The sequence below is a fragment of the Planktotalea sp. genome (genome assembly GCF_018607965.1).
Classification (GTDB): Bacteria; Pseudomonadota; Alphaproteobacteria; order Rhodobacterales; family Rhodobacteraceae; genus Planktotalea.
In genome coordinates, this window is sequence record NZ_JABBAM010000178.1 from 1 (window position 1) to 11635 (window position 11635).

At 52.0% G+C, this 11635-nt stretch carries 11 protein-coding genes; 6 read left to right on the forward strand and 5 right to left on the reverse strand.

The window, feature by feature from the left end; genetic code table 11:
* Positions 1–447: 447 nt before the first annotated feature.
* Positions 448–753, reverse strand: a complete 306-nt coding sequence (locus QZ279_RS15520) for a DUF6476 family protein (RefSeq protein WP_293452646.1) — start codon at positions 751–753, stop codon at positions 448–450.
* Here QZ279_RS15520 and QZ279_RS15525 point away from each other — a divergent pair.
* The 3 genes from QZ279_RS15525 (at position 752) to QZ279_RS15535 (ending at position 3857) form a co-directional block, all read left to right on the forward strand.
* A complete protein-coding gene (locus QZ279_RS15525; RefSeq protein ID WP_293452648.1) occupies positions 752–1777 on the forward strand; it encodes an RluA family pseudouridine synthase in 1026 nt (341 codons plus the stop codon). The two genes, QZ279_RS15520 and QZ279_RS15525, sit on opposite strands and share 2 nt — an antisense overlap.
* 163 nt (positions 1778–1940) lie before the next feature.
* Positions 1941–2837 carry an RNA polymerase sigma factor RpoH gene (gene rpoH, locus QZ279_RS15530; RefSeq protein WP_293452651.1) on the forward strand — a complete coding sequence of 299 codons (897 nt, stop codon included), beginning with the start codon at positions 1941–1943 and terminating at the stop codon, positions 2835–2837.
* 60 nt (positions 2838–2897) lie between these two features.
* A complete protein-coding gene (locus QZ279_RS15535; RefSeq protein ID WP_293452654.1) occupies positions 2898–3857 on the forward strand; it encodes a Gfo/Idh/MocA family oxidoreductase in 960 nt (319 codons plus the stop codon).
* 40 nt (positions 3858–3897) lie between these two features.
* On the opposite strand, the gene phaZ is transcribed toward QZ279_RS15535, so the two are convergent.
* Positions 3898–5166 (reverse strand): polyhydroxyalkanoate depolymerase, encoded by a 1269-nt coding sequence (phaZ, locus tag QZ279_RS15540; protein ID WP_293452657.1) that lies wholly within the window; start codon positions 5164–5166, stop codon positions 3898–3900.
* 129 nt (positions 5167–5295) lie between these two features.
* Between phaZ and phaC the strand changes: the two genes are divergently transcribed.
* From phaC to phaR, 3 genes are all read left to right on the forward strand, one after another.
* Positions 5296–7089 carry a class I poly(R)-hydroxyalkanoic acid synthase gene (gene phaC, locus QZ279_RS15545; RefSeq protein WP_293452660.1) on the forward strand — a complete coding sequence of 598 codons (1794 nt, stop codon included), beginning with the start codon at positions 5296–5298 and terminating at the stop codon, positions 7087–7089.
* 129 nt (positions 7090–7218) lie between these two features.
* A complete protein-coding gene (locus QZ279_RS15550; protein WP_293452662.1) occupies positions 7219–7662 on the forward strand; it encodes a phasin, PhaP in 444 nt (147 codons plus the stop codon).
* 157 nt (positions 7663–7819) lie between these two features.
* Complete coding sequence (gene phaR, locus QZ279_RS15555) at positions 7820–8395, forward strand: polyhydroxyalkanoate synthesis repressor PhaR (protein ID WP_293452664.1); 576 nt, start codon at positions 7820–7822, stop codon at positions 8393–8395.
* Here the strand turns inward: phaR and QZ279_RS15560 are convergent, their stop codons facing one another.
* From QZ279_RS15560 to QZ279_RS15570, 3 genes are all read right to left on the reverse strand, one after another.
* Positions 8396–9700 (reverse strand): FAD-binding oxidoreductase, encoded by a 1305-nt coding sequence (locus QZ279_RS15560; protein WP_293452670.1) that lies wholly within the window; start codon positions 9698–9700, stop codon positions 8396–8398. It lies immediately after the preceding gene.
* Entirely contained in the window at positions 9697–11055 is a 1359-nt protein-coding gene (locus QZ279_RS15565) for a glutamine synthetase family protein (RefSeq protein WP_293452666.1), read from the reverse strand. Before QZ279_RS15565 ends, QZ279_RS15560 begins: the two co-directional genes overlap by 4 nt.
* The coding region (locus QZ279_RS15570; RefSeq protein WP_293452668.1) for a type 1 glutamine amidotransferase at positions 11052–11635 on the reverse strand (584 nt) is incomplete at its 5' end. The genes QZ279_RS15565 and QZ279_RS15570, both read right to left, overlap by 4 nt.

An 11635-nucleotide genomic window follows, 5' to 3' on the forward strand; every position in this document is an offset into this window, starting at 1 on the left:
AAAATCGCGCGAAAAGTGTGTCACTGGTCAAAACCGGACCGTATACATGCAACCCACGCCCGTTGCGATCGCGTCATTCCTATCTACAACGCCACTAAATTTACTATCATAAAGCTCTTTTGCGATACCCGCGGTTAGGGCCGCCGCACAACCAGCCATAGGGCTTTGACTGTGATGAGTGATATATTTTTATCCGGCTGCGCCCGCGACAAAATGCAGGGTCTTGTCGTTGGCACAGCCGGATAAAAAGATGCTACTTGTTACAATAATGGTTAACGAACTAAGTCTCACAGCGATCTCCAATGTACGATACATGAGTGAAAGAAGGCAGTGAGAGGTCGGTGCGACTTCTGCCGCAGGCCTTTAAGGATGTGTTAATCTATGCGGATCAACTCATCTCAATTAATGTGGAAGTTATTGAATGGTTAATCTGACCTTGGTGGCGGGTTATTCGACAGGTTCGATCTGAATACGCTGATGCAGCTTTCCGCTGAACCGATCAAAGATCAAAATCTCATCGTTTTGTGTGACGATAGCGAACCATGTTTCGCCTTGCGTTACTGCTTTGGCCTCAACGCCGTCAGGTAATACAACGATTTCGGGCAACAGCGCAGGTTTGTCATTCAAGCGGATGACAAGCATCACGATAATGAGTAAAACCCCGCCAATCATCACCGCCGTCAGCACAGTTACAAGACGGCGCAAGAATCGCAATTGGGCGGGTTCTTCAATTTCTTGTTCAGGGGGCAGCATGAGCGCGTCCATTATTACTTTTGCGGTTCAGGAAGAGCCGCCGCAGCGTCTTGATAAAGCGCTTTCGCGCGATGTGCCAGAGAGTGCCGCGCTTTCGCGCACGCGCATCGCCAAACTGCTTGAGGCAGGGTCGGTGACAATCGACGGAATCGTGCAGCGCGATCCAAAAGCCAAGGTTCAAGAGGGTGCAGAGGTCGCAATAACGGTCGAAGAGGCGACCGAGAGCCACATCGAACCCGAAGATATCCCACTTGATGTGGTGTATGAAGATGACGATCTGATCGTTGTGAACAAGCCCGCTGGCATGGTCGTTCATCCCGCGCCCGGAACGCCTTCGGGAACGTTAGTGAATGCGCTTTTGCATCACTTTGGCGGAAAGTTGTCAGGCGTTGGCGGATCAAAGCGCCCTGGTATTGTCCATCGCATTGATAAGGATACCAGTGGCTTACTGGTCGTCGCAAAATCTGACGCCGCGCATCATGGTCTTGCAGCACAGTTTGCAGCGCATACTGCAGAACGCGCATATCTTGCGGTGACACATGGTGTGCCAGAGGCGTCCGATCCCCGTCTGCGCGGTATTCGGGGCGCAAGTTTTGAAACGGGTGGCATCCTTAAAATGACCACCCAACTGGCGCGCCACAAGTTCGATCGCCAAAAACAAGCAGTCCTGTTTGGAAAAGGCCGCCACGCAGTGACGCGTGCGAAGTTGGTGGAGCGGTTCGGAAATCCTGCGTGTCTGGCGCTGGTTGAATGCCGTTTGGAAACGGGGCGCACGCATCAAATTCGTGTTCACATGGCGCATGCAGGACACGGTCTGCTTGGTGACCCTACCTATGGCGGGCGTCGTAAACTGCCTGCAAAAGCGCTATCTCAGGCGGGCTTGGACGCTGCGCGTGGCTTTGATCGTCAAGCTTTGCACGCCGCGCTTTTGGGTTTTGAACATCCGATAAGCGGTGAAATGATGCGCTTTGAGGCGGAGTTGCCAGAAGACATGGCCCAATTGTTACAATATTTACGCGAATAAGCGATTGCACAGCACATGCGCGTGATTGCGCAGACACAAATCTGGTAACTTGCGCGCGCTGGTCCCATTTATAATGCAACACCGCAAAGATGTGGGGTACTTGAAACCACGCTTCGCGCTGATTAACTGCATGTTAATGCATTAAACATAAAAGGGCAGGGACATGGCCAATTACGCAAATCTACCCGCACCAACACCAGAAGGCGGTTTAAACCGCTACATGCAAGAAATCCGGAAATTCCCAATGTTGGAGCCGGAAGAAGAATACATGCTCGCCAAAAGCTGGGTCGAAAAGCAAGACACCGCTGCGGCGCATAAGATGGTTACATCTCACCTGCGCCTGGCTGCGAAAATTGCAATGGGCTATCGTGGTTATGGTTTGCCACAAGCTGAAGTGGTTTCGGAAGCGAATGTTGGTTTGATGCAAGCTGTTAAGCGCTTTGACCCTGAGAAGGGGTTCCGTCTGTCAACTTATGCCATGTGGTGGATCCGTGCGGCCATTCAGGAATACATCCTGCGTAGCTGGTCTTTGGTAAAACTTGGTACGACGTCCGCACAGAAAAAGCTGTTTTTTAACCTTCGCAAAGCAAAGAACCGTATCGGTGCCTTGGAAGAAGGCGACATGCGTCCTGAAAACGTTGCGCGGATCGCGAATGATCTGGGTGTAACTGAAAAAGAAGTGATTTCGATGAACCGACGTATGTCGGGCGGGGACGCGTCTTTGAACGCCACAGTTGGATCTGAGGGTGAGGGCACGATGCAATGGCAGGATTGGCTGGAAGACGAAGATGCTGATCAAGCTGGTGATTATGAAGCGCGCGATGAATTGGAAGCGCGTCGTGAATTGCTCGTCGATGCGATGCAGGTTCTGAATGACCGCGAGAAAGACATTTTGGTTCAACGTCGTTTGTCGGATAAGCCCGTTACACTGGAAGAGCTAAGCACGCAGTACAGCGTCAGCCGCGAGCGCATTCGCCAAATCGAAGTGCGCGCGTTTGAGAAGCTTCAAGAAAGTATGCGTGCATCTGCAGAAGAAAAAGGCATGCTCGCAAGCGCTTAACCCTTGAGTGCTGGTAAGTTGTTGATAGCCTCTCCTCATACTTTGAGGGGAGGCTTTTTCATGGAAATCACACGCTGGGGCATTTTGGGCGCTGCTAAATTTGCCCGCGAACATATGGGACCTGCGATTGTTCAGGCTGAGGGCGCAGAGCTCGCAGCATTGGCAACCAGTGATGTTGCGAAGGCAGAACCTTTTCAGAAATTGGCTCCGAATTTAACAGTTCACACTGACTATGACGCGCTATTAGCTGACCCAAATATCGATGCGATTTACATTCCACTTCCCAACGATCTTCATGTCCCTTGGGCATTGAAGGCGGTTGAAGCGGGCAAAGCGGTCTTAGTTGAAAAACCGGTTGGAATGAGTGTTCTTGAAATTGACACTTTGATCACTGCACGGGATCGCACAGGGGTTTTCGCTGCTGAAGCGTTTATGATCGTGCATCACCCGCAATGGCAAAAAATGCGAGAGCTAGTTCAAGACGGCGCGTTGGGTGCGTTGCGTCGCGTAGGCGGGACCTTCAGCTATGATAATAGTGCGGACACCACGAATATTCGTCAGCAAGCGGCGCGCGGCGGCGGTGGATTGCGTGATATTGGCGTCTACACCTTTGGCTCTGCGCGGTTCGTGACAGGGCAGGAGCCTTTGCGCATCGTGTCTGCACAGATCACGCGCGAAGCCGGCGTAGATGTACACGCCCAAGTCACGGCAGAATTCGAGGGTTTCACCTATGACAGCACCACGTCTATGCGAATGACGCCCTGGCAATACATGGAATTTCATGGCGAAAAAGGCGTTGCGCGTCTGACTGCGCCGTTCAATCCGTTGGTTTACGGTGAGGCGCGTTTGGAATTGGTAAGCAGTAACGGATCAAGCGAGGTCTTTCGCTGGCCGCGTGATAATCACTATGTGTTGCAAGTCGAAGCCTTCCAACACGCGATGCGGGGTGAGGCATATGCGTGTCCGTTGGAGTTTTCCAAAGGCACGCAAGCGATGCTCGATACGGTTCTCGCGATGTAAAAAGGGCGGCGCATTCATTGAAATGCGCCGCACTTTATTATTACTTAGCAGCAGCCTTTTTCTTCTTGGCTTTAGGCGCGTCACTATTTGCATCAATGAAGTCTAAAACGAGTGGGCGAATGTTATTGCGCCAGCTCCGACCCGCGAAAATACCGTAGTGACCGGCACCTGGCTCAAGATGGCTGGCCTTTTTCGAATCAGGCAGGCCAGTACACAATGCAAGTGCAGCAACGCATTGGCCGGGGGCTGAGATGTCATCATTGTCCCCTTCAACGGTCTTCACAGCGACCGTTGTGATTTTACCAATATCGACCCTGTGACCATCAACAACAAACTCGTTCTTTGCGATTTCGCCGTTCTTAAAGATGCGCTCTACGGTGGATAAATAGAACTCCGCGGGCATGTCCATAACCGCTAAATATTCATCGTAGAAACGATTGTGTTGATCGTGCTCAGACGCCTCGCCTTGGGCGGTGCGCATGACCTGATCTTGGAACGCTTTTGAGTGACGTTCGCCGTTCATCGACATGAAAGAAGCAAGCTGAAGCAACCCGGGATAGACCTTGCGACCCACGCCCTGATGGGAGAAGCCAACGCGCTGAATTGCTGTCTCTTGCAGCGTGCCCATCGTCACGCGATGTCCAAAATCAGTTACGTCGGTTGCCGAAGCATCAGGGTCAATTGGTCCACCGATTAGGGTCAAGGAACGGGGTTGCGCATCTGGATCTTGCTCTGCCAGATAGGCGGTTGCGGCAAGGGTCAATGGTGCAGGCTGGCACACAGCAATCACATGGGTGTCAGGGCCAAGATCACGCATGAAATCAACAAGGTATAAGGTGTAGTCTTCAACGTCGAACTTACCCGCTGACACAGGAATATCGCGTGCGTTGTGCCAATCGGTAACGTAAACTTCAGCGTCAGGAATGAGTGATTTCACGGTCGATCGCAACAGCGTGGCGTAGTGGCCAGACATGGGTGCGACGAGCAGGATCTTACGCTTCATCGGCTCGCGTCCGACGACTTCAAAATGAATGAGATCGGCGAAGGGGCGTTCAACGACAGTGCGAATGTTGATCAGGTGATCGCGCCCGTCTGCGCAGGTCAGATCATGAAGGCCCCAATCGGGCTTGGTGATCATACGTTCGAACGCGCGTTCAGTCACTTCGCCCCATGCGCCAATCATTTGCAAAGCAGGGTTGGGCATCGCAGAGAACATAGGATAGGCTGACATGGATCGTGCCGTCGCACCGAGCCATTGGTTCGTGTTACGCATAGTTTCCATCATATCGTAGGTGGCCATGTATTTCATCGGTTGTCCTTGCCTGATTTCGCCTCTCGGAGGGGCGGTTCAATTCGTCGCTTTGCTCTTAGGTAAATCCGACGGTACACTAAAAATCATTATGCTGCACAGCAGCGAAGATAGGCGGGAACAGTTAAGATGACAACAAATGACGACACCGTAGGTCAAAATTCCCCGCAAATGAAAGCAAACTTGGCGAAAATCGAAGCTCTTTCAGAGCGGTTGTTGAAAGCCGTTTCGGGCAAAGCCAAAGCAAATCCCGCTTTGAATGGCCCCGATCAAGCACTTTTCACGAGTGCGATGTCGTCCTATTGGCAAAAGATGGTTGAGAACCCAGCGTCGGTGTTTGAAACGCAGGCTGCCTATTGGGGCAAATCTGTTAAACATTACGTCGAAGCCCAGCAGGTTTTAGCCAAAGGCAAGCTAGAAGCGCCGAGCGATGCATTTCAAGGCGATCGTCGGTTTTCCAACCCGATGTGGAACACACACCCTTATTTCAATTTCGTAAAGCAGCAATACCTGATCAATTCCGAGGCAATCGCAGAGGCGGTTGCGCAAGTTGAAGACCTTGATGCCAAGGAAAAGCGCCGCCTGACGTATTTTTCGCAACAGATCATCGACATGATGGCCCCGACAAACTTCTTGGGCACAAATCCTGATGCTTTGGAAAAGGCAGTGGCGACAGAAGGGCAAAGCCTGCTCGACGGGCTTGAGAACCTTGTGGGTGATCTAGAGGCCAATGAGGGCGAGTTGATCGTCAAGCTGGCGGACGAAAAAGCGTTTAAGTTGGGCGAAAACATTGCAACAACACCGGGCAAAGTGATTTATCGCAATCGTATGATGGAGCTTATCCAATATACGCCCGTCACTGAAACAGTGCATGAAACACCGTTGATTATGTTCCCGCCGTGGATCAACAAGTTCTACATTCTCGATCTTAAAAAGCAGAATAGCATGATCAAATGGATCACAGAGCAGGGCTATTCGCTGTTCGTGGTGTCGTGGATCAATCCAGACGACAGCTTCGCGAATGCGGGGCTTGAGGATTATGTGGACGATGGTTACCTGACCGCGATCCGCGAAGTGAAAGCGATCACAGGTCAAGAACAAGTCAACTGCATTGGGTATTGTATCGCGGGTACGACGCTTAGCCTGACGATGTCGCTTTTGAAAAAGCGCGGGGACAAAAGCATCAAGTCAGCGACTTTGTTTACGGCGTTGACCGATTTTTCAGACCAAGGCGAATTCACACCCTTCCTGCAGAATGATTTCATCGATGGGATCGAGGAGGAAGTGAACGCGAACGGGTTGCTACGATCTTTCATAATGGCGCGCACGTTCAGTTTCTTGCGCTCGAACGACTTGGTCTACACGCCCGCGATCAAAAGCTACATGATGGGCGAGGCCCCTCCCGCGTTCGATCTGCTCTTCTGGAACGGGGACGGCGCGAACTTGCCAGGGCGCATGGCGGTTCAGTATTTGCGTGGTCTTTGCCAGTCCAACGAATTCGCGGATGGCGGGTTTGAGATGTTTGGTGAGACACTGCACCTTAAAGACGTTGATGTTCCTGTTTGCTCAATTGCGTGCGAGACGGACCACATTGCAGCCTGGAAAACCTGCTATCACGGCGCAAAACAGATGAGCAGCAAGTCGAAAACTTTCATTGTGACCCAGTCTGGTCATATCGCGGGTATCGTAAACCCACCTAGCCGTAACAGATATGGTCATTACACAAATGACGATATGACCCTTGATGCGGATGCGTGGATGGCGGGGGCAGAATTTAGCGATGGCTCGTGGTGGCCGCGTTGGGAATCATGGTTGAAAAAGCGCTCAGGGAAGCAAATTGCTGCACTGCAGCTTGGCGATGATATGCACCCAGAGTTGTGCGATGCGCCCGGAACATACGTGAAATTGAATGCAAGGCGCTGATTTTTATGGTAAAAATTTGTATGCCGCAGTGCAGCAGAAAATTCTTGCAATGCCGCACTGCAGCGTATAATTTGACTTTAGTTGAACGAAGCGGGGCTGGCCCGCAAAATAGACAAAAGGATTTTGAAAATGGCTAAGACACAAGATTTCTCCGCGATCATGAAAGACATGATGGGTGCTTTTCCTGTAGACACCTCTGCAATGGACAACGCGTTCAAGACGACAGCGTCACTGAACGAGAAGCTCGCTGCAGTTTCCGTATCTGCTGCTGAAAAGTCTGCAGAGCTTTCTACCGCTTGGGCAAAAGACACTTTGGCGAAATTTGCCGACTTCGCAAAAGTTAAAGCAGAGCCAGCAGATTACGCAAAAGCAATGTCTGACATGGCGACTGCATCTGCAGAAGCAGCATCCGAGCACGTCGCGTCTTTCGCTGAAATCGCGAAAAAAGTTCAGATGGACACTGCTGAGTTGATGATGGCCGCTGGCAAAAGCGCGTCCGAGGAAGCACAGACAGCTGTCAAAAAAGCAACAACAGAAGCAACTTCTGCTGTTAAAAAAGCGGCGGCAAAGTAAGCCACGCTTAAAGAAAAGATCATTTGCTGGGGTTCCTCCCAGCCCAACAACGAATGTCGGGGCTGGTCGCAAGATCGGCCCCTTTCTTTTTGGTTCCCATTCGTGCTGCACTCGCATAAGCTTTTCTGCACTGCTGCATTTTGGGAGGGCGCCTTAGGTGACCGACGAAATTAAACCGCTTTTGATCAAACGCTACGCAAGTCGGCGTCTGTATAACACCGAAACAAGCGACTACGTGACGCTGGAAGATATCTCAGGGTTCATCAGTGACGGACGCGATGTCCAGATCATTGATTTGAAGTCCGGTGATGATTTGACCCGTCAATATTTGCTGCAAATCGTGGCTGAACGCGAAAGCAAAGGCGAAAGCGTTTTGCCCGTCGCGGTTTTAACGGACCTTGTGCGCAGTTACACCAGCCAAGCCAGCAGCGTGGTTCCGCAGTTTCTATCCATGTCTTTTGATATGCTGCGTGACAGTCAATCCAAGGTGATTGATACGGTGACGAAAGCCAGCCCAATAGCCCAAATTCCTGGAATGGAAGCATTCCGCACGCAGCAAGAAGCGTTCTTCAAGGCAATGACAGGGGGCAATTGGACGCCACCTGGAACGCCAAGTGCTGCACCTGCTCAAGAAGACGCGCCCGTCACGGCAACGGAGTCCAGCGAAGATCTGGACGCGATCAAATCGCAATTGGCGGATTTGCAGGAAAAACTGTCAAAGTTGGGTAAGTAACTACACGCCAAGCCGATCGCGCATTGCGTACCAGCTCATTGCGAGCGTCAAAAGTGGTGAACGTAACGCGCCTGCACCGGGGAAACTTGGGGCAGGGATACTGGCCATCGTGTTAAAGCCCGCAGCCTGACCGTGGATCTTATCCGCCATCAGCTTGCCAGCTTGCACCGCATTCCCAACACCATGCCCAGAATAGCCCGATGCGCTTAGGATATTGGGCGCAACACGAGCGAGGTAGGGCATACGTTTCATCGTGATGCCCAGCGTTCCGCCCCATGCATAGTCGATTTTCACATCGCGTAAATGTGGAAAGATCTCGGTCATAGGCTTGCGCACCTTGGCTGCGATATCGTTCGGAAAACGATAGCCATAATTTTCACCACCGCCAAAAAGCAGGCGATTATCTTGGCTTAACCTGAAATAATTAACGACGAATTTCGTGTCTGCAACCGCAATATCCTTGGCAAGAACGAGCGCGGCATCATCCCCCAAAGGTTCGGTTGCTGCGATAAAATTATTGATCGGCATCACCCGTGCAGACACTTTGCGGTTCAAATTCCCAAGATATCCGTTGCCAGCCAAGATCACATGATCGGCTTTTATGCGCCCCTTATCGGTTTGTACAATCGCCTCGGCACCTTCTTTGATATGGTGCACATGGCTCATCTCATAAATGCGCGCGCCTGCGTTTGAAGCTGCTTTTGCGAGGCCCAAAGCAAAGGACAGCGGATGCAAATGCGCGGCCCCCCAATCCACAAACCCACCCTTGTAAGCAGGGGACGGGCAAAGCGCATGGGCGGCGTCCGCGTCCAACGCCTCAAGTTCATTGTAACCGTAGTCGTCTTGCAGCTTGTGTGCGTAGTCTTGTAGTTCTTTCACGTCACGGTTTCCAAAACCAAGATCGGCGATACCGGGTTTAAGGTCGCAATCTATTTTGTGCTCGGCGATCAGGTTTTTGACCAAGGCTTTGGCATCTTGCGCCATTGCCCAAAGCTGATGCGCAGTGTCGCGCCCCATCAAACCCTCCAACCCGTCTTGATCCATACGCTGGCCTGATCCCAGCTGACCGCCATTGCGACCAGAGGCACCAAATCCGACGCGATGGGCCTCAACCAGTGCAACATCGTACCCGAATTCCGCCAAATGCAGCGCTGCTGACAGGCCCGTATATCCGCCACCAATGATACAAACATCCGCGCGATTTTCACCGCGCAATGCGGCGAAGGGCTCTAGTGGCGTTGCGGTTGCGGCATACCAGCTCGCGGGGTATTCACCACGTTTGTCGTTTGAAAACAGTAGGTTCATACGTTCAACAAAAGATGCTCGCGCTCCCATGGGGAGATGACTTGCAAGAACTCTTCATATTCGGCGCGTTTCACGATTGCATAAACACGGGCAAATTCGGGGCCCAGAATATCGTGCAGTTTCGTGGCTTCTTCAAAGACGTTCAAAGCCTCGCCCAACGTACGCGGTATATCTTCTTCGCCGTCATAGGCATCGCCTTTGAACTGCTTGTCGGGGCGTTCTTCTTCGATCAAACCCAGCAGTCCGCAGGCGAGTGAGGCCGCGATGCCAAGGTAGGGATTGCAGTCCATGCCAGCCAAACGGTTTTCGACGCGGCGCGCTTTTGTGTCCGAGAGCGGAATGCGAATGCCCGTTGTGCGGTTGTCGCGGGCCCACTCCAAATTGATGGGCGCTGCGTGGTCTTTCACGTAGCGGCGGTAACTGTTCACGTAAGGCGCAAGCACGGCAATGGCTGAGGGCAGGTGGTTCTGAAGACCTGCGATATAGTGGAAAAACGCATCGGTTTCGCCACCTTGAGGGCCGGAAAAGATGTTTTGACCCGTTTCGATGTCCAAAATCGAGTGGTGAATATGCATCGCGCTGCCGGGTTCTTGCTCAATCGGTTTCGCCATGAAAGTCGCAAAGCAATCGTGGCGTAAAGCCGCTTCGCGGATCAAGCGTTTGAAGAAAAACACTTCGTCTGCCAGTTTGACGGGGTCACCGTGTTGAAGGTTGATTTCAAGCTGACCAGCGCCGCCTTCTTGGGTGATGCCATCGATCTCAAAACCCTGCGCTTCGGCAAAGTCATAGATGTCGTCAATCACGGGGCCGAATTCATCCACAGCCGTCATCGAATAGGCTTGACGCGCGGCGGCAGGGCGACCGGAACGGCCCATCATCGGCTTGATCGCAATTGCGGGATCAATGTTGCGCGCAACCAGAAAGAACTCCATCTCAGGCGCGACAACAGGCTCAAGACCGCGATTCCGGTACTGCTGCACAACATTTTTTAAAACGTTGCGAGGGCTGAACGGAACGGGTTCGCCTTTGCGATCATAGGCGTCGTGAATAACTTGTAACGTCCAGTCGCCTGTCCATGGTGCTGCGGTGGCTGTGCTCATGTCAGGCTTTAGGATCATGTCCTTTTCGATGAAACCTTCGTCCCCTGCAGCTTCGCCCCAATCCCCTGTAATTGTTTGGTAAAATATTGAATCGGGCAAAAAGAACTGATCTTGTTTTGCGAATTTGCTCGCAGGCACAGCTTTGCCGCGCGCAATGCCGGGAAGGTCAGAAATGATGCACTCTACCTCATCCAGTTTGCGCCCCTCTAAATAGGCCGCGGCGGTTTCGGGCAGGTTGTCTTTCCAGTCGCTCATGAGAAGCTCTTTGTTTTGAAGAAATGCGCAAGGCGTGCGCCCATTTTTTGATTGTCTTCGCTAAGCGCCAATCTGGCACGCGCGATCGCTTGCAAATCCTGCGGAACGGTATCCGCACGCGTTTCCAAAAGGCCAGTGACGGCTTGGCCATTGAATTCCGGATGGGGCTGGATAGTCAGCGCTTTGCCCTCATAATAAATCATCGCATTTTTACAGAATTCATTTGTGCCGACCTGACGCGCGCCATCGGGCAGGCGTGTGACCTGATCTTGATGCCAAGCGTTCAGCTTGTAGGTTTCATCGCCAATCTGATATTCATGGTTCCCAATGGCCCAACCGTCTGCAAATTTTTCAACGGTTCCACCAAGCGCCTGTGCGATAATTTGATGACCAAAACAAACGCCAACCAAAGGGCGGCCTGTTGTTGTGATTTTACGTATCAAGTCCTCTAGCGCAGGAATGAAGGCGTGATCTTCGTAGGCACCATGTTTGGACCCTGAGATCAACCAACCGTCCGCATCCTCGGGACCACTGGGGAATTCCATGTCCACGACACTATAGGTGTCATAGGTGAAATCAT

Coding starts and splice junctions, on each gene's coding strand:
- QZ279_RS15525 (WP_293452648.1), top strand. CDS start 752: ATGAGCGCGTCCATTATTACTTTTGCGGTTCAGGAAGAGCCGCCGCAG.
- QZ279_RS15520 (WP_293452646.1), bottom strand. CDS start 753: ATGCTGCCCCCTGAACAAGAAATTGAAGAACCCGCCCAATTGCGATTC.
- rpoH (WP_293452651.1), top strand. CDS start 1,941: ATGGCCAATTACGCAAATCTACCCGCACCAACACCAGAAGGCGGTTTA.
- QZ279_RS15535 (WP_293452654.1), top strand. CDS start 2,898: ATGGAAATCACACGCTGGGGCATTTTGGGCGCTGCTAAATTTGCCCGC.
- phaZ (WP_293452657.1), bottom strand. CDS start 5,166: ATGAAATACATGGCCACCTACGATATGATGGAAACTATGCGTAACACG.
- phaC (WP_293452660.1), top strand. CDS start 5,296: ATGACAACAAATGACGACACCGTAGGTCAAAATTCCCCGCAAATGAAA.
- QZ279_RS15550 (WP_293452662.1), top strand. CDS start 7,219: ATGGCTAAGACACAAGATTTCTCCGCGATCATGAAAGACATGATGGGT.
- QZ279_RS15560 (WP_293452670.1), bottom strand. CDS start 9,700: ATGAACCTACTGTTTTCAAACGACAAACGTGGTGAATACCCCGCGAGC.
- QZ279_RS15565 (WP_293452666.1), bottom strand. CDS start 11,055: ATGAGCGACTGGAAAGACAACCTGCCCGAAACCGCCGCGGCCTATTTA.